Source organism: Oxalobacteraceae bacterium OTU3CINTB1 (genome assembly GCA_024123955.1).
Taxonomy (GTDB): Bacteria; Pseudomonadota; Gammaproteobacteria; order Burkholderiales; family Burkholderiaceae_D; genus Rugamonas.
The window spans coordinates 6,596,689-6,618,297 of the sequence record CP099652.1; the positions used below are offsets into that span (position 1 = coordinate 6,596,689).

Consider the following 21,609-nt stretch of genomic DNA (forward strand, 5'->3'; position numbering starts at 1 on the left):
GGTGTCAACCGCCTTTCGTGATGACCGGGTCGTCGAAGAAGTAATCGCGCCAGCTGGCCGGCTTCTTCTTGATCGCGCCCACGCGGTGCAGGAACTGCGCCAGGCCGAGCGTATTTTGCGGCTCGACGCTGAAGCGCACTTCGGGGTTCTTGAAAATCTTCAGCAGCAGATCGCGATCGACCTTGCTCTTCGAGACGCGGATGTAGGCGTCGGCCGCGCCCTCCGGATTGGCGCTCGCATACTTCGCCGCCTCGGCCAGCGCGCCGGTGAAGGCGCGGTAGGTCTTCGGATTCTCGGTGCGGAATTTTTCGGTCGCGTACAGCACGGTGGCCGAACTCGGGCCGCCCAGCACATCGTAGGAGTTGAGGATGATGTGCGCGTTCGGATTGCCGGCCAGTTCCTGGTCCTGGTACGGCGGGTTGCCGAAATGGCCGTTGATCTCCGTGCCGCCCGCGATGACGGCGGCCGCCGCATCCGGATGCGGCAAGGTCTGGGTGAATTTATCGAGCCGCGCGAATTCCTTGTCGCCCCACTGCTTGGCCGCCGCGTACTGCAGGATACGCGCCTGCACCGACACTGTCACCGCCGGCAGGCCAATACGGTCCTTCTCGGTCAGGTCGGCGATCGTCTTCACCTTGGGATTGGTGCTGACAAGGTAATACGGGAAGCTGCCCAGCGACGCCACGCCTTTGACATTCTGCCGGCCGGCGGTGCGGTCCCAGATCGTCAGCAGCGGGCCGACGCCGGCGCCGGCGATATCGACGGCGCCGGACAGCAGCGCGTCATTGACGGCGGCGCCGCCCGACAACTGCTTCCACTCGACCTTGACGTCGACGCCATGCTTCTTGCCTTCCTTCTCGATCAACTGCTGGTCCTGCGCGACGTTGAGCAGCAGGTAGACCACGCCGAACTGCTGGGCGATGCGCAGCGTGCCTTCGGCATGCGCGCTCGATGTCGCGGCAAGGCTCAGAGCTAGCGTGGATGCAATGGCGGCTGCGAGGGTGCGGGGAGTAAGTCTGGACATCGGATTCCTTAATATATGTGGAGATATCAGAAAGGCGCGTCGCCCTCGATGGTGGTGCGATAGAGCTTGCGGCGCAGATGGTCGGGCGTGCCGCCGGCCAGATGCATCAGCGAGCGGTTGTCCCAGAAGACCAGATCGTGCGGCGCCCACTTGTGGCGGTAGATATGCGCCGGCAGCACGCTGTGCGCGAATAGTTCGGCCAGCAGCGCGCGGCTTTCGTCCTCCGGCATGCCGACGATGCGCGTGGTGAAATGCTCGCTGACGAACAACGCCTTGCGGCCGGTTTCGGGATGCGTGCGCACCACCGGATGCGTGACGGGTTTGACCTCGTCGATCTGCGCCTGCGTCAGCGCCGGGCGGAAGGGACTGCGGCGGCGCAGCTCGTCGTACTGGGTCAGGTAGCTATGTTCGGCGCGCGCGTCCTGCACCGCGTGGCGCAGCGCGGCGGGCAAGGTGTCCCATGCCAGATGCATGTTGGCGAACAGCGTATCGCCGCCCTCCGCCGGCAGCTCCTGCGCGTGCAGCAGGGAGCCCAGGCTGGGCTTCTCCTTGTACGACAGGTCCGAGTGCCAGAAGTGGCCGGCGTCGCCCAAGCCGATCGGCAGGCCGCTCTCGATGATGTTGGAGATGATCAGCACCTCGGGATGCGACGGCAGCTGGAAGTTGCGCAGCACGTGGATTTGCAGCGGGCCGAAACGGCGGCTGAAATCGACCTGCTGTTGCGGCGTGATGCGCTGGTCGCGGAACACCAGCAGGTGGTGATCGAGATGCGCTTTGTGGATGCGCTGGAACTGGCGCGGCGACAGCGGACGGCTCAGGTCCAGGCCGAGGATCTCGGCACCGAGCGGCGCATCGAACAATTCGATGTCAAAGGCAGATTGGAGAACGGCAGACATGGCACACGCCCATTGAATGAGTAGTCGCCAGTCTATGCCGTCCTCCATATTTAGAAAACGAAGCTTATCCGATATCTATATGAGGGAAATGTACAAGATGCATCGTTACTGCTTGACGCCTTCAGCCTGGATACGCAAAGTGACCGGCATGGTGAAGCCGTAATCCTTGCCGTAATCGATGCCGAAGTCGGCGCGATTGAACGTGGCCAGAGCATCGGTGCCACATACCTCTTTCTTGATCATCGGATTGGTGAAGCATTTGTACGAGAGGATCTTCAGGTTGACCGGTTTGGTCACGCCATGCAGCGTGAGTTCGCCGATGACTTCAGCAGGCTTTCCGGCAGCGTCGAACTTGACCGAGGTACCTTTGTAGGCAGCGGTCGGAAACTTGGCGGCGTCGAAAAAATTGTCGCCTTTGAGTTGGGCATCAAGCGCCTCGTTGCCGATGGCCGCCGAGGTCATGTCGATCGTGACAGTCAACGTGCCTTTTTTGGCCACCGAGTCGATCGTAAAGCTGCCCGCGCTTTTGGTGAACTTGCCGCGCCACACCGAGATGCCACCGAAGTGGTCGGTCTCGAAGCTTGGATAGGTGTGGGAAGGATCGAGCTGATAAGTGGACGGGGCGGCGCTGGCGCCCGAAACACCGCCAAATGCCAACATTACTGCGATCAATAATTTACTTTTCATTTCTATCTTTCATGGATGGTATGCCGTTCGGCATGGGATAACGCTACAACCGCCGTCACTGAAGCACGTCGGGACCGGGGGCGACAATGTAAGGAACAACGTCGCGGTTCTGGGCCTGCTGGAGGTCCTTGACCAGCTGTTGTATAAGGCCGGCGTCCATAACGCTGTGGAACCGGCCCTGCTCGTCGAAATTCACATTGGCGCCGAACACCGTGAAAATGATTTCCGTGACTTCTGTGTTCTCGGCAGGCGTCTTGAACAAATGGGGGACGCTGCTGGCCGGTTCATAGAGATAGCTACCTGCGGTCTGCGGCTGCTCCGGATGCTCGGCGTAGTACCAATTGCCTGACAGCGTGTACGCATGCACCGGACCGGTGTGCAAATGCGATGGCAACGTGATGCCGGGGCCGAACAGGGCGCGGATGCACCAAATGCCATTGGCGGTATCGAGGAACAGCGGCTGGAAGCCCACACCTGGTCCCAAGGCGTTCTCGAGCACCGGCGATTGGTTGACGTTCAAGGTCAGTAGTTTTCTTGATGCACCTGTCATGGCGTCTCTCCTTCCTCACCGGATGTCGGATCCAAAAACACATACAGCGCAGCGATCTTGCCGTCGCGAACAATGATCACGTCTTCGCCCGTGTAGGCTGGCTGTTCGCCGCGCGGACCGGAACCCCATTGCAGTCGGGCGGCGTGATGGAGAACCTGCGGGGCGCCGTGCGCGGTGTAGGCGAAATGCGGATGCGTTGCCCGCAGCTCACCGGCGAATTTGTCCAGCGCGTCGCGTCCGACAAACACACCGGGAGGCACATACACCTCGCAGTCTTCGGTATAAATTTCTTCGATCGCGGCACGCCGGCGCGCGCCATCGCCTTCGCCAAAAACCTCCTGGAGGTTGCGATGAAGTAGTTCGTGGATCGGCTCACTCATAAGATTTCTCCTGTAGTTTCGGGGTTTCCGGTCAGACCGGGAAAATGTCAATCAGTCCATCGTCGGGCCGGTGGCCACCATGACCAGCTCGGAATCTTCAAGCGCAATCACGTCGATCGCCGGCATATTCGTCAACACCGCGCCGTCCCGCGCGCCCATCGACTCCCCCGCGACGTCGATTCGGCCCGATGCCGAGCTTGTCCAGCGATTCCCAGCTTCGGTGCAAAATCATTTTGTTCTCCCGATAGGACGCGTTTCTGCTTAAGCGAGCGCCAGGGTTTTGTCGATGGCAGTCGCGACCGCTGGCCGTGCGAGCATCTCGCCGTACCAGCGAGCGACGGAGGGGAACTGTTCAAGCGACGCTCCGACCGCCTGGGAGCGCCAGATCCAGCCGAAATGCGCGATGTCCGCGATGCTGTACGTGTCGCCCGCGACATATTGGCGAGACCGCAGGGCTTGATCGAGCACGCCCAGCACACGCTCGACCTCGGTGAGCGCCTTCGCCTTGGCTTCAGCCTGCGGCGGCGATTGGATCCCGACCAGGAATGCCTGCAGGTACGCAGGGCTGACGGCGGAGGCATGGAAAAATAGTTGTTCAAACACTTTGCCGCGCTGCGCGGCATCTTCAGGCAAAAGGTGCCCGGTCTTTTCAGCCAGGTAGACCAGAATCGCGGCCGACTCGCTCAGGACAACGCCCGCGTCCTTGTCGGAACTGTCGACGAGCACCGGCACTTTGCCGTTTGGATTCATCTCCTTGAAGGTGTCCGCCCTCTGTGCGCCTTGGCGCAAGTTGACGGAAATGAGGCGGTAGTCGAGCCCCATTTCTTCCAGTGCGATGGGCACTTTGAGGCTGTTGGGTGTGGCGTAAGCGTAGACGTCGATCATGGTTGTTACCTTTGGGAGTGGAGTTGATGAAGCCATCTTAAATTCGCAACGATCGCTTGCATATCTCCTGGCTGGCAATGCATCGTTGCCGCAGGTAGAATGATCTAAGGATATTATCGGAGCCCGATCGCATGGACCAGATCTCAGACCTCAACGATTTGCGCCTTTTCGCCGAGGTGGTCGAACGCAACAGCTTTACCGCGGCCGCGCGCGCACTCGGGCTGCAAACCTCCAAACTGAGCCGGCGCGTTCGGGCTTTGGAGGAAGAGCTCGGGGTTCGCTTGCTCAATCGCACCAGCCGCAGCCTCTCGCTGACCGAAACGGGGCGTCGGTTCTATGAGCACTGCGTGGCACTGGTGGCCGAATCCCGTGCCGCCAGGGAGATCGTGGACCAAACCCTCACCAAGCCACAGGGCACCGTTCGAATCAGCTGTCCGGTGCCATTGCTGAGTTCGGGAGTAGCCGACATCATTTCCCAGTACGCCCTGGACAATCCCGAGGTCAACGTGCTGATCGACGCGACCAACCGCCAGGTCGATGTCATCGAGGAGGGCCTGGATATCGCGCTGCGTGTGCGGCTTCCACCGCTGGAGGACATCGACCTCGCGGTTCGCCACTTGGGGCTGTCGACATTTGCCCTGGTGGCCAGCCCGCGTCTGATAGAACGACTCGGCGCGGTGACGTCGCTGGAAGAGTTGAAGCATTGGCCGACGCTGGCGTCAGCGAGCAAACGGGAACGCTATGTATGGAATCTATTCGACGCGAGTGGGCAAGCGTTCACACTGGAGCATCGGCCCCGCATGGCAACGGACGACTTGTCGAGTCTGAGGGCGGCGGCCATGCGCGGCGTGGGCGTTACGATGCTACCGAGGGAATTTGTCGATGACGCGCTGCGTACCGGCAGGCTTCAGGTGGTGCTGCCGAATCTGACATCCAAGTCCGGCTTGGTGCACGCAGTCTTCCCCACGCGTAGAGGGATGGTGCCAGCCGTGCGCCACTTGTTGGACGCGCTGGTTGTGGGTTATGAAAATCTGAACAGAAAACAACCGCAATAGGGAGCGGAGAACAGCGTCTCCGCTCCCGCTGGAGGTGGATTAGCCCAGCTGTTCCTCATACTTGCCCAGCCTGACGGCCGAACGCGGCGCCAGCTCATGCGCTGCCGTAACGGTCATGCCCAGATCATGCAGCTTGCCGTCCTCGATACCATAGACCCAACCATGGACGGTGACGTCCTGGCCGCGATCCCACGCATCCTGCAAAATCGTGGTCTGGCAAACGTTGGAGACCTGCTCCACCACGTTCAACTCCACCAGCCGTTTCGACCGCTCCTGGCTTGGCATCACGTCGCCCATATACCGCTCATGCTTCTGGTTGACGTCCTGCACGTGGCGCAGCCAGTTGTCGACCAGGCCGAAACGCTGGCCCGTCATCGCCGCGTGCACGCCCTTGCAGCCGTAGTGGCCGACGATGATCACGTGCTTCACCTTCAGCACATCGATCGCGAACTGCAGCACCGACAGCGCGTTCAGATCCGAATGCACCACCACGTTGGCGATATTGCGGTGGACGAAAACGTCGCCCGGCGCAAGGCCCAGCAGCTCGTTCGCCGGCACCCGGCTGTCCGAACAACCGATCCACAGATATTCCGGCGCCGCCTGCGTGGCGAGCCGGTTGAAGAAGTCCGGATCGCGTTCCACTTCCGATTCGGCCCATTTGCGGTTGTTTTCCAACAGGCCGCGCAGCGGGGATTTGCTGATGTCTTGATCGCTCATGAATGCTCCTCTTGTACATAAGAAGACCGCCGAGCCGCCCAAGATGGGCTGCACGGCGGTCCGATATTACGCGTCCTGTGTGACGACGGGGTTACACAAAACGGTTACTCAAAAAAGTCCTTCACCTTGTCGCGCCAGGTTTTGCTTTGCGGGCTATGCTTGGCGCCACCCTCGGTGGTGAGCTTCTCGAAATCGCGCAGCATGTCCTTCTGCTTCTCGGTCAGCTTGACCGGCGTCTCGACCGCCACGTGGCAGAACAAGTCGCCCGCGAAGCCGGAACGCACGCCCTTGATGCCCTTGCCCTTGAGGCGGAAGGTCTTGCCCGACTGGGTGCCTTCGGGGATCGTGAACGATACTTTACCAGAGAGCGTCGGCACTTCGATTTCACCGCCCAACGCCGCCTTGGCGAAGGAGATCGGCATCTCGCAGTGCAGGTCGTCACCCTCGCGCTGGAACACCGTGTGCGGCTTGATGTGGATCTCCACATACAAATCGCCCGACGGTCCGCCGTTGGTACCCGGTTCGCCGTTGCCGGACGAGCGGATGCGCATGCCGTTGTCGATACCGACCGGGATCTTCACTTCCAGCGTCTTGTTACGCTTGATGCGGCCCTGGCCCGCGCACGCGGCGCATGGCTCGGGGATGATTTTGCCGGTGCCGTGGCATTTCGGGCAGGTTTGCTGGATGCTGAAGAAGCCCTGCTGCATGCGCACCTGGCCGTGGCCCGCGCACGTGGTGCAGGTGACCGGCGAGGTGCCCGGCTTGGCGCCGGAACCGTGGCAGGTGTCGCACTTGTCCCACGACGGCACGCGGATGGTGGTGTCGAAGCCGTGGGCCGCCTGCTCGAGCGTGATCTCCAGGTTGTAGCGTAGATCGGCGCCGCGATAGACCTGCGGGCCGGCGCTGCGGCCGCCACGGCCGCCGCCACCGAAGATGTCGCCGAAGATGTCGCCGAAGGCGTCGCCGAAACCGCCGGCGCCGCCGCCAAAACCGCCACCGCCGCCCATGTTCGGATCGACGCCGGCGTGACCGTAACGGTCATACGCCTCGCGCTTTTCCGGATTGGTCAGCATCTCGTAGGCTTCTTTGACTTCCTTGAATTTTTCTTCCGACTCTTTGCTGTCCGGATTGCGGTCCGGATGGTATTTCATCGCCAGTTTGCGATAGGACTTCTTGATCTCGTCTTCCGACGCGTTTTTTGCGACACCAAGTGTCTCGTAGAAATCACGCTTTGCCATATTGTCGGGACCTTGCTGTATTTATACTGTGTGCTGAATATGCTAAAAAGCCGAGCCGGCACCGCTTACACGGCCGCACGGCTCGGCGCTCGCCGCTCCCCGGGGGAGCGGCGCTTTTACAGACCCATTACTTGGTGTCTTTGACTTCTTTGAAGTCGGCGTCGACGACGTCGTCTTGCGGCTTGGCCTGTTCGGCGCCGGCGCCGGCACCCGGACCACCCTGGCCGCCTTCAGCACCGCCGGCCGCAGCCTGCTGCGCCTGCATGTCGGCATACATCTTCTCGCCCAGCTTCTGCGAAGCGGTCGACAGCGCGGCCACTTTGGCGTCGATGTCGGCCTTGTCGCCCGACTTGATCGAGCCTTCCAGCTCGGTGATCGCCGCTTCGATCGATTCCTTCTCGCCCGCTTCCAGCTTGTCGCCGTATTCGGTCAGCGACTTGCGGGTCGAGTGCACCAGCGCGTCGGCCTGGTTGCGCGATTCGGCCAGCTCTTTCACTTTCTTGTCTTCTTCGGCGTTGACTTCGGCGTCCTTCACCATCTTCTGGATTTCCGCTTCGGTCAGGCCGGAGTTGGCCTTGATCGTGATCTTGTTCTCTTTGCCGGTGGCCTTGTCTTTCGCGCCGACGTGCAGAATGCCGTTGGCGTCGATGTCGAAGGTCACTTCGATCTGTGGCGTGCCGCGCGATGCCGGCGGGATGCCTTCCAGATTGAATTCGCCCAGGCCCTTGTTACCGGCGGCGATTTCGCGCTCACCCTGATAAACCTTGATGGTCACGGCAGGCTGGTTGTCGTCGGCCGTCGAGAACACTTGCGAGAACTTGGTCGGAATCGTCGTGTTCTTGTGGATCATCTTGGTCATCACGCCGCCCAGGGTTTCGATACCCAACGACAGAGGCGTCACGTCCAGCAGCAGCAAGTCCTTGCGCTCGCCCGACAGGACCGAACCCTGGATCGCTGCGCCGACGGCGACCGCTTCGTCCGGATTCACGTCTTTGCGTGGATCCTTGCCGAAGAACTCTTTCACTTTTTCCTGCACCTTCGGCATACGGGTCATGCCGCCGACCAGGATGATGTCGTCGATGTCGGATACTTTGACGCCGGCGTCCTTGATCGCCATGCGGCATGGCTCCATGGTCGCGTTGATCAGTTCCTCGACCAGCGATTCCAGCTTGGCGCGGGTCATCTTCAGTGTCAGGTGGACCGGCGCGCCGTTCGCCATGGCGATGTACGGCTCGTTGATTTCGGTCTGCTGCGACGACGACAGCTCGATCTTCGCGCGCTCGGCCGAAGCCTTGATGCGCTGCAGGGCGATCGGATCTTTTTTCAGATCCAGGCCGTTGATCTTCTTGAACTCGTCGATGATGTAATCGATGACGCGCTGGTCGAAGTCTTCGCCGCCGAGGAAGGTGTCGCCGTTGGTGGCCAGCACTTCGAACTGCTTCTCGCCATCGACGTCGGCGATTTCGATGATCGAGACGTCGAACGTGCCGCCGCCCAGGTCATACACGGCGATCTTGCGGTCGCCCTTTTCGTTCTTGTCCAGGCCGAAGGCCAGCGCGGCCGCAGTCGGCTCGTTGATGATGCGCTTGACGTCCAGGCCGGCGATGCGGCCGGCGTCCTTGGTCGCCTGGCGCTGCGAGTCGTTGAAGTACGCCGGCACGGTGATGACCGCTTCGGTGACTTCTTCGCCGAGGTAGTCTTCGGCGGTTTTCTTCATCTTGCGCAGCACTTCAGCGGAGATTTGCTGTGGCGCCAGCTTCTTGTCGCGCACACCGATCCACGCGTCGCCGTTGTCGGCCTTGGTGATCGTGTAAGGCATCAGGCCGATGTCCTTCTGCACTTCTTTTTCGTCGAACTTGCGGCCGATCAGACGCTTCACCGCGAACAGGGTGTTCTTCGGATTGGTCACTGCCTGGCGCTTGGCCGGCGAGCCGACGAGAATTTCACCATCTTCTTGGTAAGCAATGATCGATGGCGTCGTGCGCGCGCCTTCGGCGTTTTCGATTACCTTTGGCTGACCATTTTCCATGATGGAAACGCAGGAATTTGTGGTTCCCAGATCGATACCGATAATTCTACCCATGATTTTTCTTCCTCTTTGCTAAGTTCAGATGGTACTAATATGTGGAAAAGCTGTATGTTTTCAAGTGCTTAAGTTCGGGTGACGGTGAAATAATTAAATTAATCAACCCCGGCCCCGGACTTTACTTCGCTTGCGCGGCGGTCACGATGGCGGGACGCAGCAGGCGGTCCGCGATCATATAACCTTTTTGCAGCACGGAAACTACGGTGTTGGCTTCCTGGTCGGCCGGCACCACGGCAACGGCCTGGTGCTTGTTCGGATCGAGCTTGTCGCCCTGCGCCGGCTGGATCTCCAGCAGACGGTTCTTTTCGAACGCGGCGGTCAGCTGCTTGAGCGTCATTTCCACGCCTTCCTTCAGCGACTCGATCGAGGGCGACTCGACCTTCAAGGCCATTTCCAGGCTGTCTTTGACCGGCACCATGGCTTCGGCGAAGCTTTCAACCGCAAACTTATGCGCCTTGGCAACGTCTTCCTGGGCACGGCGGCGGATGTTCTCGCTGTCGGCCTTGGCGCGCATGAACGCGTCATGCATTTCCGCCAGACGCGCTTCGGTGCTGGCCAGCTGTTCTTCCAGGGAAGGCTGCTGGTCAGGAGTCGATGGCGCGGCCGGCTCGGCGGCCGCTTCCGGATTAGGTACTGCTTGATTTTCCTGATCTTGCATCTAAAGACTCCTACTATCGTATTTGTTTGACATTACTTTTGTTACCGCACTGGCTGCAAGTGGGGCGATATCCTATGTTTTCAAGGGTTATTCTGCCCACTAAATAATCAGCTTTGGCGCGGGTCCGTGCCGCGCAGGGCGGGCTCGCGCCGATCCAACAGCTGACTATTTTAACAGGCTGGCACTCAACGACCGCAAGTGCTGATTATCGCGGAACGGGGCAGGTGTGGTGTAGTTGTCACTTTTTCAGCGATTCGGGCGGCTGCGCCCCGGCGCGGCCCTAGTCGGCGGCGCCCAGTTGCAGCGCGGCGGCGCGGCCGGTGTCGGCGTCCTTGCGGCGCTCCTCGTGCTGGGCGGGCGACATCTGGGTCGGCCAGCCGATCATGTGCTGCTCGGCGATCTCGCCCAGCGCGGCGATCCAGTCTGGCGATTCGTTCAGGCACGGGATGTAATGGAACTCTTTACCTCCGGCCTGCTCGAAGTCGTGCCGCACCTCCATCGAGATCTCTTCCAAGGTCTCCAGGCAATCGCTGATGAAGCCCGGGCACATGATGTCGATGCGCTTGACGCCGTCGCGCGCCAGCTGGGCGACGGTCGGCGCCGTGTACGGCTGCAGCCACTCGGCCTTGCCGAAGCGCGACTGGAAGGTGACCATGTATTGCTCCGGCTTCAGCTTCAAGGCGGTGGCGAGCAGGCGCGCGGTCTTGAGGCACTCGCAGTGGTAGGGGTCGCCCAGCATCAGGGTGCGTTTCGGTACGCCGTGGAAGCTCAGCACCAGCTTGTCGGGACGGCCGTTGGCTTCCCAGTGGCTCAGCACGGAGTTCTGCAACGCGCGGATATAGGCGTCATGGTCATGGTAGTTGCGCACGAAGCGCAGCTCGGGGATGTTGCGCACCGAGCCGTAGTGCTCGAACACGGCGTCGTAGATCGAGCCGGTGGTGGTGCCCGAGTACTGCGGATAGGCCGGCAGCACCAGGATGCGCTCGCAGCCGTCCGCTTTCAGCTTGGCCAGCACCTCGGGAATCGACGGCGATCCGTAGCGCATTGCCATGGCCACCGTCAGGTTCTCGTGGCCGCGTTCGCCGAGCGCGCCCAGCAGGTACATCGCCTGGGCGGCGGTGTGCACCTTGAGCGGCGAGCCCTCGCGGGTCCAGATGGTGGCGTACTTCTTGGCCGACTGGCCGGAGCGGAACGGCAGGATGATCAGGTTGAGGATGAACCACCAGACCGCGCGCGGGATCTCCACCACGCGTGGATCGGACAGAAACTCTTTCAGGTAGCGGCGCACGGCCGAGCGGGTCGGGGCGTCGGGCGTGCCCAGGTTGACCAGCACGATCGCGCTGCGGCCAACGGTGCCGTGCTTGTAAGGAGGTTCTTTGGAGAAGGTCATGGGGGCCAATGGCGGTTTGAATAGGTCAGGTCGCCATTATAGATAAGAAACCCCAATCACTCCGGGGTCAGGTCCACCAATGCTACACAAGCTGGTCCGTTAAGGCATCAATCGCTCGGTTCGTGTAGAAATGGTGGACCTGACCCCGGAGGTTTATTGTGACCCCGGAGGTTTATTGCCGCAGCGTGAGCCCGCCGTCCACCACGACGGTGCGGTCGGCGCCGGCCGGCGGCCGCGCCGGCTCGTTGTCGTAATCGACCACTTCGGCACCGGTGGCCGCGTCCGCGTGCGTCACCCGCAGCCGCAGGCGATCGAGCCGCGCGCCTTGCACGGCGCCGCCATCGACGGCCTCGAGCACGAAGCGATAGCCCGCCCGGCCGTCGAGCCGGCCGGTACCGGCCACCCGCGCGCGGCCCTCCCCGGTCCTGGTGGCGCGCGTGACCGCGTCGCTGCGGAAGCGGAACGGGCCGGAGAACCAGGCCACGGGCGCGCCGGCGGCGACACCGTCGGCGGGCGCCGCGCCGTCGAGCGGCACCCATAGCGCGAACCGCAGCGGCGCGGAGGAATTGCCGCGTTGCCCGGTCCCGGCCGGTGCGACGCCGCCGGCCAGCAAGCCCTCGCCGCCCAGCGCGGCCATACCGGCCGCCTCGACGAAGACGGTGCGCCGCAGCTCGGTGGAGCGGCCGCCCGAATCGGTGACCACCACCGTGACGGCGTAATACCCGACCGCGCAGAACCGGTGCCGCAGCCGCACCTGGCCGACCCCGCCGGCCTCGGTGACGCCGGGCGCCGGCGACGGGCAGCCGTCGGACCAGGCCGCGCTGGCCTGGTGGGTTTGCGCCCGGGCGTTGTCGACGAAGTTGACGGTCAAGTCCAGCTCCTGGCCGAGCTCGACCACGACGGGCAGGCCGACGACCGGGCCGAGCACCGGCGCGTCGGTGCCGCGCAGGCCGGGGCGCAGCATGACCAGGCCGGCGTTCGATTTCGCCAGGATGGTGCCGTTGTCGTTGATCGCCAGCGCCTCCTGCAACGCCAGGCCGGCCGGCGCGCGGTACAGGCGAGCGGTCAGGTCGACCGGCAGCGCGGTGAACGAGGGCCAGCGCACCGCGCGCTGGATGTGGCCGTCGGCGGTCGTGCGCAGCGTCGATCCGGCGATCTCGCCGCGCTCGTTGATGTCGACCGCGTAGCTGAACAGGCTGGCCTCGACCGGCAGGCGCACCAGGCCGCGCCCCAGGCTCCACTGGAAGGCCTTGCGCTGTGCGCCGACCTCGCCGCTGCCGACCAGTTCGCCACGATTGTTCAAGTCGCCGGGACGGTAGTCGATGCCGGCGTCGATCGACAGCGTGCCCGTGGCGCGGCTCCAGAACAGGACTTTCCACGGGGCGAAAGGCCCTTCGTTGATCAGTCCGCCAACTTCGGTGCGGTCGTTGATGTGCACGCCGTAGCCGAAGCCGCCGGTCACCGGACTGATGTCGGTGGCGGCGCCGGCGCGGTCCCACAGGATCGCGTGCGGCACGGTGTTGCCGGTGGTGCCGGTGGAAACGCCGGTCGCATAACCGGATTTGTTGACGGCCCGGGCTTCGGAATAGTCGGCCAGCGGCGGCCCCAGGCGCGTGCTGCCGCCGCCCGGATTCCAGCGGATCGCGCGCACCATGCCGCCGGCCTCCGTGACCCGGCCGACGATCTCGCCGCTGTCGTTGATATCGGCCGCCGCCGACGGCGCCATGCCCGGCAGCGCGCGCATGCCGCCGGCCAGCGTCCAGGAGTAGGCGATGCCGCCGGCTTCCGCGGCGCTGGCCGAGGCGCCCACCACCACGCCGTGGCTGTTCAAGGCGGTCACGTAGGTGAAGCCGCCGCCGAGCGAGCCGATCGGCCGGATGCGGTCGCCGTCGAAGTAGCGGCTGACGGTGTCGGGGAAACTGTCGTCGGTGAACGCCGCCTGGCCGCGCTCGTTGAGCACGGCCGCGGTCGGGTCCGGCCCGAGGTTGATCACCGTGTACAGGCCGAAGGGAAACTGGCCGGCCTGGTCGTTTTTCGGCGCGGCCGGCGTGGTCTGCGCGCCGGCCCAGAACGGCAGCGACGCGCACAGCACGGCGATGGCGCGGCGGCGCATGGCACCGCCGCAAATCGATGGAGTATGCATGATGGAGCTCCTGGCAAAAAAATGAGCGCAAGCGGGCGCTTGCGCTGACGGCGCCGGCGTGCGTTGCACAGCGCGCCGGCCCGCACAGCCGCCGCCGTTAGCGGCGCAGCGTCAGCCCACCCTGCGCGACGGCGGCGCGGCGGTCGCCGGCCGCCGCGCCCGGGGCGCCGTTGTCGTAATCGACGACCTCGGCGCCAGCGGCATCGGCGTGCGTCACGCGCACCCGCAGGCGGTCCTGCCCGGCGGCGCCGTCGACCGCCTCGAGCACGAAACGGTAGCCGGCGCGGCCGTTGAGCCGGCCCGTGCCCTCCACCCGCGCCTGCTCGCCGGTCGCGCTCGCGTGCGTCACCGACTCGCCGTCGAACTGGAACGGACCGGACAAGCGCACCACGGGCCGGCCGGCGGCCGCCGGCGCGTCGCCCAGCGGCACCCACAACGCGAAGCGCAGCGGCGCGTTGCGCTGCCCCGAGCCCGACCCGGCCGCCGCCGCGCCGGCCACGCCGGCCGCGTCGGCCGCCAACGCGCCCTCGCCGCTGAGCGCGGCCAGCGTCGGCGACACCACCAGGAAGTTGCGCCACGTTTCGGTCGAGCGCCCGCCCGCATCGGTGACCACCACCTTGACGCTGTAATAGCCGGCGGCGCAGAAACTATGTTGCAGCCGCAGCCGGCCGCTGCCGCCGCCCTCGCTGACCGACGACGACAACGACGGGCAACCGTCGCTCCAGACCGCGCTGGCCGTATGGGTTTGCGTGGCGTTGCTGTCGGAGAAGTTGAGCGTCATCGTCAAGTCCTGGCCCAGCTCCACCATGGCCGGCAGTCCGATGATGGGGCCGAGCACCGGCGCGTCGGTGCCGCGCCGGCCGGGTCGCAGCAGCACCAGGCCGGCGTTCGAGTCGGCCAGGATGTCGCCGCGCTCGTTGATGCGGAACGCCGCCCGCACTTCCAGGCCGGCCGGCACCCCGTACAGTTGCGTGTTCAGGTCGATCGGCACGGCGCTGTACGACGGCCACAGCGCCGCGCGCCAGGCGGCGCCCTCGGCGGCGGCGACCGCGCCGACGATCTCGCCGCGGTCGTTGATGTCGTACGCCTGGCTGATGTTGCCGAAGCCGAGCTGCAACGGCACGATGCCGCGCCGCAGGGTCCAATACAAGCCCCGGGGCCGGCCGCCGATCTCGGCGCTGGCGACGATCTCGCCCCGGTTGTTGATGTCGCCCAGGAAGAATCCGGGGCCGGCATCGATGCGCACGGTGCCGCTGTCGCGGCTCCAGAAAAAGCCCTCGGTGCGGCCGGTGGCGGGATAGTTGACCACGCCGGCCACTTCGTTGCGCTCGTTGATGCGCAGGCCGAAACCGTCGCCGCCGTCGAACGGGCCGAGGTCGGTCTGGGCGCCGGCCCGGTCCCAGAAGGTGGCGTGGGCGTGGATGGCGCCGTTGGCGACGGTCGTGTAGCCGGTCGCATAGCCGCGGTCGTTGATGGCGGTGCCTTCCGACGACGAGGCTGGAAGCGGCCCCAACAATGTCGTGCTGCCGTCCGGATTCCAGCGGATGGCGCGCGCCACCACGCCGGGCGCCGACACCCAGCCGACGATCTCGTTGCGCTCGTTGATGTCGAGCGCGGTCGACGGCGCCGCGCCGGGCAGCACGCGGATGCCGCCGGCCGCCGTCCAGGAGAACGCCCGGCCATCGGCCTCGCCGGCGTACCTGGTCCCGCCGGCCACCACGCCACGGTCGTTCAGTCCGGTAACGGTTGTGAAGGCGTCGGCCGGGCCGATCGGCACGAGGCGCTCGCCGTCGAAGAAACGGGCGACAGTGTCGCCGGCATTGAACCCGCTGAACGCGACCTGGCCGCGCTCGTTAAGCACGGCGCTGGCGAATTCCGGACCCAGGTTGATCACCGTGTAGAGGCTGGCGCGCTGCTGCTCGGCCGCCTTGGCGTGCGGCTCGGCGGCCCAGGACGGCAACGATGTGAACAATGCGGCGATGGCGGCGGCGATGAAGCGGCGGCGCGCGCCGGTGTTGCGGATCGATTGGAATGGCATGATGGCTTCCCCTTGCAAGAAAATGCGCGCAAGCAGACGCTTGCACTGCGGCCACACGGATCGCGTCGGGAACGCTGGTCCGGTGCTGCCATCCACTCTAGGCGCACGCGGCGGCGGGGGACTGACGAGGCGCAAACGTACCGGCGACAGCGGCGCCGGTCTTTGGGGCAAGGTTGAAGGGGAGAATTGCGTAGGGCGGATGAGGCGGGACGCCGTAATCCGCCATGCGCCGCCGGCGACGCATGCATGGCGGATTACGCTCCGCTAATCCGCCCTACGTATTTTAGAACTAGGAGGCGAGCAACTCGCGGGCGTGCTTGCGCGTGGTGGCGGTGATTTCCAGGCCGCCCAGCATGCGCGCCACTTCCTCCACGCGCGCCTTGGCGTCGAGCACGTCGATGCGCGAGGCGGTCTTGCCATTGTCCAGCGTCCCCTTGGCGACCTGGAAGTGCTGGCCCGCCTGGCTGGCCACTTGCGGCAGGTGGGTGACGCACAGCACTTGCCGCTCCTGCCCGAGGCGGCGCAGCAGGCGGCCGACCACTTCGGCCACGCCGCCGCCGATGCCGCTGTCGACCTCGTCGAAGATCAGGGTCGGCGTGGTGGTGGCGTTGGACGTGATGACGGAAATGGCCAGCGAGATGCGCGCCAGCTCGCCGCCCGACGCCACCTTGGCCAGCGGCCGCGCGGCCACGCCGGCGTGGCCGGCCACCAGGAACTCGACCTGCTCCAGGCCGTGGGCCGTCGGTTCGCCGGCGTTCAGCGCGACCTCGAAGCGCCCGCCCGTCATGTTCAATTCCTGCATCGCCTTGGTGACCGCCTCGCCCAGCTGGCGCGCGGCCTGCGCGCGCGTGGCGCTCAGGCGCCCGGCGACGTCCATGTAGGCCTCCTTGAGTTTTTCCTCCTGCTTGCGCAGGCCCTCGATGTCGCTGGCGTCGGCGATTTGCGTCAGGCGCTCGGCCAGCTTCGCGTGTTCGTCCGGCAGATCCTCCTCGGTGACGCGGAACTTGCGCGCGGCCGAATGGATCGCCTCCATCCGCGACTCCACCTGGCGCAGCCGCTCCGGGTCCAGCTCGACGCGGTCGAGGTAATCGTTGATCGCGTACACCGCCTCCTGCAGCTGGATGCGCGCCGGTTCGATCAGGTCGACGATGGCCTGCAGGCCGGTGTCGATGTTGGCCAGCTTGCCGAGCTTCTGGTTGAGCGACGACAGCTGCGACAGGATCGGATGGTCCTCCGATTCCGACAGCGCGGCCAAGGCCTCCTGCGCGCCTTCGAGCAGGCTGGCGGCGTGCGACAGGCGGCTTTGCTCATTGGTCACCTCGGCCCATTCGCCCGGTTTGACGGCCAGCTTTTCCAGCTCGTTGACCTGCCACTCCAGGCGCTCGCGTTCATACAGCACGTTGGCGGCGTTGGTCTCGAATTCCTGCAATTGTTTGGACAGCGCGCGCCAGGCCTTGTGGCTGGCCGCCACCGCCTTGACGTCGGCGCCGGCGCCGGCCTGGCCGTCGAGCAGCACGCGCTGCGCCTCGGTTTTCATCAGCGACTGGTGCGCGTGCTGGCCGTGGATGTCGACCAGCATGTCGCCCAGTTCGCGCAGCTGCGAGGCGGTGGCGGCGATGCCGTTGATGTAGGCCTTGCTGCGGCCGGCGTTGTCGATCACGCGGCGCAGCAGCGCGCCGCCCTCCTCCACCGAGAACTCGTTGGCGGCGAGCCAGTCGCGCGCCTGCTCGCTGACGGCGAAATCGGCCGTGATGTCGGCCTTGGCCGCGCCCTCGCGCACCACGCTGGCGTCGCCGCGGCCGCCCAGCGCCAGGGTCAGCGCATCGATCAGGATCGATTTGCCGGCACCGGTCTCGCCGGTGAAGACGGTGAAGCCGGCGGAAAATTCCAGTTCTATCGAGTCGACGATGACAAAATCACGGATGGACAGGGTACGGAGCATGGATGCCTGGAGAATGGTTAATTGAGTTTGCCTTCGCCCGATGGATACTCGTTCCAGTGGAGCTTGTCGCGCAGCGTATTGAAGTAGTTCCAGCCCTCCGGGTGCAGGAAGGTGATCGCGTGCGGCGAGCGCTGGATCACGATCTGGTCCTGCGACTGCAGGCTGGCGAAGGTTTGCATGTCGAAGTTGACGCTGCAATCGCGTCCGCGCACGATCTCGATGACGATCTGGCTCGATTCGGGCAGCACGATCGGCCGGTTCGACAGCGCGTGCGGCGCGATCGGCACCAGCACCACGCCGCCCAGGCTCGGATGCAGCAGCGGGCCGCCTGCCGACAGCGCGTACGCGGTGGAACCGGTCGGCGTGGAGATGATCAGGCCATCGGAGCGCTGGTTGTACATGAAGTGGCCGTCGACGTCGACCCGCAGTTCGGCCATGCCGGCGCCGGCGCCGCGCGCGACGACAACGTCGTTGACGGCCAGGCCGAAGTGGATGTCCTTGCCGTCGCGGCGCACGCGCCCCTCGAGCAGGGTGCGGCGTTCGGCCTTGTAGCTGCCGCCGAGGATCTTGGCCAGCACGTCGAGCATGCCGTCGAGCGGGATGTCGGTCATGAAGCCGAGCCGCCCCTGGTTGATGCCGATCAGCGGCACGTCGAACGGCGCGAGCTGGCGCGCGATGCCGAGCATCGTGCCGTCGCCGCCCATGACGATGGCGGCGTCGCATTCGGCGCCGATCTCGCTGGCGCTGAGCGCGCGCACGCCGTCGAAGCCGCCCGCCAGGTGCTCGGCGGTCTGCTCTTCGAACACCACCGTGTAGCCGCCCCGGCGCAGGAAGTCGACCACGCTGCCCACCGATTCGGCGATGCCGTCGGTGTTGGGGCGCACGACCAGTGCAATGGTATGGAAAACGGCGTGCGTGGCGGTCATAAAAGTCTCGGCAAAAAGGTGGGATCGACGACACGCAGCAGGGTAACCCATAACGCCAGCTTCTGCCATCACCCGTCGGCCCACCCGTTACTGTACGTTTAGACAGTATTTTCCGCAGTATAGTGCGCGGGCCGCCAGACTGCAAGCACCAGCCCGCATTTGAACCGCCGCCGTTTCAGTGCGGCCTCAGTCAGTGCAAGGTCATGATGCCGCTGGCCGCGCTCAGGGCGCTGGCGACGAAGATGCAGATCATGAAGGACGCCATCAGCACCGCCCAGCGCCAGAAGGTGCCGAAGCGGCTGCGATGGTAGACGCGCCGCATCGCCCACGGCAGATACAGCAGCAGCCAGCACCACAGCACGAAGTCGACGATGCCCACATTGATCAGCAACATGGCGCAGAAGACGAAATAGGCAAAGGCGTTGGTGTGCAGCGCGAACAGCACATGCTCGCCGAAGCGCCGCCCCGATCCGAGGTACAGAATCTTGAGGAACAGCGCGAACACCGGCATCAGGCAGAAAATCGCGTACGGCGCATATTTGTAGAAGGCCTCGACGAACACTTTTTTCTGCTGCTCCTGCGGCAGCGCGTCGAAGATATGCCACTGGTGCTGAAGCCGCGGCCAGCGTCCCAGGAAGTCGCCGAACGCCTTCGGGCCCGGCTCGTTGTCCGCCTGCGCTGCGTCGCGCTTGGCGGTGCGCGCCACCTCCGCGCTTGCCGGCCGCGCGTTCTCGTCGATCACCGGCTCGAAACCGCCGGTGAACTTGAGCACCGCGAAAAACAGCAGGCTCAAAGTGAGATAGATCCGCAGCGGCTGCACGAAGCGCACGCGGCGGCCCCGGATGTATTCATTGGTCAGCAAGCCCGGACGGAACAGCAGGCGCGACATCGTGCCCCACAGCTTGCCCTCGATCGCCACGTAATGGCCGACGAACTCGTGCAGGAATTCGCGCGTGCTGGCGTGGTGCAGGTGGGCTTCCTGGCCGCAACTGGCGCAAAAAGCGCCGGTGAGCACCGCCTCGCAATTGGGACAACGGCCGGCCGGCGCGTGGCTGTCCGGGACGGAATGTGCGGCAGTGCTCATGCGATCAACCTTGGCGGAGAAAAAGTAGACTAAATGATAAACGAGTTCTCGCCGATGTTGTCGAAATTCAATCTAGCGACTGACGGAAAACCAACTCGCTAATATCCTTACAACAACGATACGAAGGAGAACGTGATGAAGGACAAACAAATCAACACTACCGAGAAAATAAAGAACGATGACCAGCAGCGCCTGCCGCACGAGCGCGACGAGTCGCCGGACGGCCAGGAGATCGAGCCGCGCAGCGTGGGGAAACAGGCCGCCGCCGACGTCGACAGCGGCATGGTCGATACCGACGCGCGCAACAAGCCCGGCGTCGAGCACGTCAAGACGCCGGTCCCGCGCGACGCCACCGCGCGGCCGCAGCCCAACACCACACGCGACTAACAACGCGATTAATAACACGATTAACAACGTGATTCAAAGCGCGGCCGGGCCTAAGGCTCATGCGCCTACCACAACAAAATTACCAGGGTAACGAACATCACCATGAAAAACACCACCGCAAGCGCACTCCTGATCCTCGGCGCCGTGCTGGCGCCGCAAGCGGTGCTGGCGCAGGGCGCCTCCTATCCGGTCGGCTTCGGCCCTCATCCAACGCTGCCGGAACCGGAAAAATCGCTGATCCCCACCGTTAACGTCGCGCCGGTGGACCGCTGGACCGCGCAGGAAACCCCGCAGCCGGCCGCCGGCTTCGCCGTGACCGCCTACGCGCGCGGGCTGGACCATCCGCGCTGGGTCTACACCCTGCCCAACGGCGACGTGCTGGTGGCCGAAACCAACGCCCCGCCCAAGCCGGACGACAGCAAAGGCATCAAGGGCGCCGTCATGAAACATCAGATGAAAAAGGCCGGCGCGGTGACCGAATCGGCCAACCGCATCACCCTGCTGCGCGGGCTGGACGCCAAGGGCGTGGCGCAGACCCGCACCGTCTTCCTCAAGGGCTTGAATTCGCCGTTCGGCATGGCGCTGGTCGGCAACAACCTGTACGTGGCCAACAGCGACGCCATCGTGCGCTTCCCGTACAAGGAAGGCGAGACCAGCATCACCGCGCCCGGCGTCAAGGTCATGGACCTGCCGGCCGGCACCATCAACCACCACTGGACCAAGAACATCATCGCCAGTCCGGACGGCAAATTCCTGTACGCGACGGTCGGCTCGAACAGCAACGTCGCCGAGAACGGCATGGAGGCCGAGGAAGGCCGCGCGGCGATCTGGGAGCTGGACCTGGCCACCAACAAGTCGCGCCTGTTCGCCACCGGGCTGCGCAACCCCAACGGCATGGGCTGGGAGCCGCAAACCAAAGCCCTGTGGACCGCCGTCAACGAGCGCGACGAACTGGGCAACGACCTGGTGCCCGACTATATGACGTCGGTCAAGGACGGCGGCTTCTACGGTTGGCCGTACAGCTACTTCGGCCAGAAGGTCGACGCCCGCGTCAAGCCGCCCAAGCCGGACCTGGTGGCCAAGGCCATCGCGCCCGACTACGCGCTGGGCGGCCACACCGCCTCGCTGGGGCTGGCGTTCTACGAGGGCAAGCTGTTCCCGCAGAACTACCAAGGCGGCGTGTTCATCGGCCAGCACGGCTCGTGGAACCGCAAGCCGCACAGCGGGTACAAAGTAGTGTTCGTTCCGTTCAGCGGCGGCAAGCCGTCGGGGCCGCCGCAGGACTTCCTGTCCGGCTTCCTCGACAAGGACGGCAAGGCGCAGGGCCGGCCGGTGGGCGTGGCGGTCGACAAGGCCGGCGCGCTGCTGGTGGCCGACGATGTCGGCAACATCATCTGGCGCGTGGCGCCGGCCGCCGCCAGGACGGCCGCGCGCTAACGGCCCGGCGCAGTGTGCGGAAGCGAACGGACTGGGCCGCACACTGCCGCCATGATGAGACTCCCGATCGACAGATCCACCACACG

19 protein-coding genes are annotated in these 21,609 nt (G+C 64.6%); 3 read left to right on the forward strand and 16 right to left on the reverse strand.

From position 1 onward, the window contains the following. Window positions 1-4: 4 nt before the first annotated feature. The 6 genes from NHH73_28760 to NHH73_28785 all read right to left on the reverse strand — a co-directional run bounded on the left by NHH73_28760 (window position 5) and on the right by NHH73_28785 (window position 4,422). Window positions 5-1,024 carry an ABC transporter substrate-binding protein gene (locus NHH73_28760; protein ID USX26498.1) on the reverse strand — a complete coding sequence of 340 codons (1,020 nt, stop codon included), beginning with the start codon at window positions 1,022-1,024 and terminating at the stop codon, window positions 5-7. A 26-nt stretch (window positions 1,025-1,050) separates the two neighbouring features. Next, on the reverse strand, window positions 1,051-1,920 hold the full coding sequence (locus tag NHH73_28765; protein USX26499.1) for a TauD/TfdA family dioxygenase: 870 nt from the start codon (window positions 1,918-1,920) through the stop codon (window positions 1,051-1,053). Between the two features lie 105 nt (window positions 1,921-2,025). Beyond that, window positions 2,026-2,580 (reverse strand): YceI family protein, encoded by a 555-nt coding sequence (locus NHH73_28770; protein ID USX26500.1) that lies wholly within the window; start codon window positions 2,578-2,580, stop codon window positions 2,026-2,028. A gap of 82 nt (window positions 2,581-2,662) precedes the next feature. Further along, window positions 2,663-3,157, reverse strand: coding sequence for a 2,4'-dihydroxyacetophenone dioxygenase family protein (locus tag NHH73_28775; protein USX26501.1), 495 nt, complete (start codon window positions 3,155-3,157; stop codon window positions 2,663-2,665). Beyond that, the gene (locus NHH73_28780) at window positions 3,154-3,537 is read right to left on the reverse strand and encodes a nuclear transport factor 2 family protein (protein USX26502.1); all 384 of its coding nucleotides are present in this window, start codon (window positions 3,535-3,537) and stop codon (window positions 3,154-3,156) included. The genes NHH73_28775 and NHH73_28780 overlap by 4 nt, the downstream gene beginning before the upstream one ends. 261 nt (window positions 3,538-3,798) lie before the next feature. Further along, on the reverse strand, window positions 3,799-4,422 hold the full coding sequence (locus NHH73_28785; GenBank protein ID USX26503.1) for a glutathione S-transferase family protein: 624 nt from the start codon (window positions 4,420-4,422) through the stop codon (window positions 3,799-3,801). Between the two features lie 131 nt (window positions 4,423-4,553). Between NHH73_28785 and NHH73_28790 the strand changes: the two genes are divergently transcribed. Next, window positions 4,554-5,477: a LysR substrate-binding domain-containing protein gene (locus NHH73_28790; protein ID USX26504.1), complete on the forward strand. Its 924-nt coding sequence runs from the start codon at window positions 4,554-4,556 to the stop codon at window positions 5,475-5,477. A 39-nt stretch (window positions 5,478-5,516) separates the two neighbouring features. Here NHH73_28790 and can read toward each other — a convergent pair whose 3' ends face one another. The 10 genes from can to NHH73_28840 form a co-directional block, all read right to left on the reverse strand. Continuing rightward, window positions 5,517-6,194, reverse strand: coding sequence for a carbonate dehydratase (gene can / locus NHH73_28795; protein ID USX26505.1), 678 nt, complete (start codon window positions 6,192-6,194; stop codon window positions 5,517-5,519). 104 nt (window positions 6,195-6,298) lie between these two features. Then, window positions 6,299-7,432, reverse strand: a complete 1,134-nt coding sequence (gene dnaJ / locus NHH73_28800; protein ID USX26506.1) for a molecular chaperone DnaJ — start codon at window positions 7,430-7,432, stop codon at window positions 6,299-6,301. A gap of 127 nt (window positions 7,433-7,559) precedes the next feature. Further along, entirely contained in the window at window positions 7,560-9,515 is a 1,956-nt protein-coding gene (gene dnaK, locus NHH73_28805) for a molecular chaperone DnaK (GenBank protein ID USX26507.1), read from the reverse strand. 121 nt (window positions 9,516-9,636) lie between these two features. Then, a complete protein-coding gene (gene grpE / locus NHH73_28810; GenBank protein ID USX26508.1) occupies window positions 9,637-10,176 on the reverse strand; it encodes a nucleotide exchange factor GrpE in 540 nt (179 codons plus the stop codon). Between the two features lie 280 nt (window positions 10,177-10,456). Continuing rightward, the gene (hemH, locus tag NHH73_28815; GenBank protein ID USX26509.1) at window positions 10,457-11,566 is read right to left on the reverse strand and encodes a ferrochelatase; all 1,110 of its coding nucleotides are present in this window, start codon (window positions 11,564-11,566) and stop codon (window positions 10,457-10,459) included. Between the two features lie 172 nt (window positions 11,567-11,738). Continuing rightward, window positions 11,739-13,709: a hypothetical protein gene (locus tag NHH73_28820; GenBank protein ID USX26510.1), complete on the reverse strand. Its 1,971-nt coding sequence runs from the start codon at window positions 13,707-13,709 to the stop codon at window positions 11,739-11,741. A gap of 97 nt (window positions 13,710-13,806) precedes the next feature. Then, complete coding sequence (locus NHH73_28825) at window positions 13,807-15,747, reverse strand: hypothetical protein (protein ID USX26511.1); 1,941 nt, start codon at window positions 15,745-15,747, stop codon at window positions 13,807-13,809. 289 nt (window positions 15,748-16,036) lie between these two features. Next, entirely contained in the window at window positions 16,037-17,689 is a 1,653-nt protein-coding gene (recN, locus tag NHH73_28830; protein ID USX26512.1) for a DNA repair protein RecN, read from the reverse strand. A 17-nt stretch (window positions 17,690-17,706) separates the two neighbouring features. Next, window positions 17,707-18,615, reverse strand: a complete 909-nt coding sequence (locus tag NHH73_28835) for an NAD kinase (protein ID USX26513.1) — start codon at window positions 18,613-18,615, stop codon at window positions 17,707-17,709. Window positions 18,616-18,805: 190 nt separating this feature from the next. Further along, complete coding sequence (locus NHH73_28840; GenBank protein USX26514.1) at window positions 18,806-19,699, reverse strand: DUF3667 domain-containing protein; 894 nt, start codon at window positions 19,697-19,699, stop codon at window positions 18,806-18,808. Between the two features lie 135 nt (window positions 19,700-19,834). Here NHH73_28840 and NHH73_28845 point away from each other — a divergent pair, with 135 nt between their 5' ends. Both NHH73_28845 and NHH73_28850 read left to right on the forward strand, forming a co-directional pair. Next, complete coding sequence (locus tag NHH73_28845) at window positions 19,835-20,086, forward strand: hypothetical protein (GenBank protein USX26515.1); 252 nt, start codon at window positions 19,835-19,837, stop codon at window positions 20,084-20,086. A gap of 102 nt (window positions 20,087-20,188) precedes the next feature. Further along, window positions 20,189-21,523, forward strand: a complete 1,335-nt coding sequence (locus NHH73_28850) for a sorbosone dehydrogenase family protein (protein USX26516.1) — start codon at window positions 20,189-20,191, stop codon at window positions 21,521-21,523. Window positions 21,524-21,609 lie beyond the last annotated feature (86 nt).

Excerpts from the sequence above, each read along its gene's own strand:
- NHH73_28760 (USX26498.1), bottom strand. The coding sequence starts at position 1,024 with ATGTCCAGACTTACTCCCCGCACCCTCGCAGCCGCCATTGCATCCACG.
- NHH73_28765 (USX26499.1), bottom strand. The coding sequence starts at position 1,920 with ATGTCTGCCGTTCTCCAATCTGCCTTTGACATCGAATTGTTCGATGCG.
- NHH73_28770 (USX26500.1), bottom strand. The coding sequence starts at position 2,580 with ATGTTGGCATTTGGCGGTGTTTCGGGCGCCAGCGCCGCCCCGTCCACT.
- NHH73_28775 (USX26501.1), bottom strand. The coding sequence starts at position 3,157 with ATGACAGGTGCATCAAGAAAACTACTGACCTTGAACGTCAACCAATCG.
- NHH73_28780 (USX26502.1), bottom strand. The coding sequence starts at position 3,537 with ATGAGTGAGCCGATCCACGAACTACTTCATCGCAACCTCCAGGAGGTT.
- NHH73_28785 (USX26503.1), bottom strand. The coding sequence starts at position 4,422 with ATGATCGACGTCTACGCTTACGCCACACCCAACAGCCTCAAAGTGCCC.
- NHH73_28790 (USX26504.1), top strand. The coding sequence starts at position 4,554 with ATGGACCAGATCTCAGACCTCAACGATTTGCGCCTTTTCGCCGAGGTG.
- can (USX26505.1), bottom strand. The coding sequence starts at position 6,194 with ATGAGCGATCAAGACATCAGCAAATCCCCGCTGCGCGGCCTGTTGGAA.
- dnaJ (USX26506.1), bottom strand. The coding sequence starts at position 7,432 with ATGGCAAAGCGTGATTTCTACGAGACACTTGGTGTCGCAAAAAACGCG.
- dnaK (USX26507.1), bottom strand. The coding sequence starts at position 9,515 with ATGGGTAGAATTATCGGTATCGATCTGGGAACCACAAATTCCTGCGTT.
- grpE (USX26508.1), bottom strand. The coding sequence starts at position 10,176 with ATGCAAGATCAGGAAAATCAAGCAGTACCTAATCCGGAAGCGGCCGCC.
- hemH (USX26509.1), bottom strand. The coding sequence starts at position 11,566 with ATGACCTTCTCCAAAGAACCTCCTTACAAGCACGGCACCGTTGGCCGC.
- NHH73_28820 (USX26510.1), bottom strand. The coding sequence starts at position 13,709 with ATGCATACTCCATCGATTTGCGGCGGTGCCATGCGCCGCCGCGCCATC.
- NHH73_28825 (USX26511.1), bottom strand. The coding sequence starts at position 15,747 with ATGCCATTCCAATCGATCCGCAACACCGGCGCGCGCCGCCGCTTCATC.
- recN (USX26512.1), bottom strand. The coding sequence starts at position 17,689 with ATGCTCCGTACCCTGTCCATCCGTGATTTTGTCATCGTCGACTCGATA.
- NHH73_28835 (USX26513.1), bottom strand. The coding sequence starts at position 18,615 with ATGACCGCCACGCACGCCGTTTTCCATACCATTGCACTGGTCGTGCGC.
- NHH73_28840 (USX26514.1), bottom strand. The coding sequence starts at position 19,699 with ATGAGCACTGCCGCACATTCCGTCCCGGACAGCCACGCGCCGGCCGGC.
- NHH73_28845 (USX26515.1), top strand. The coding sequence starts at position 19,835 with ATGAAGGACAAACAAATCAACACTACCGAGAAAATAAAGAACGATGAC.
- NHH73_28850 (USX26516.1), top strand. The coding sequence starts at position 20,189 with ATGAAAAACACCACCGCAAGCGCACTCCTGATCCTCGGCGCCGTGCTG.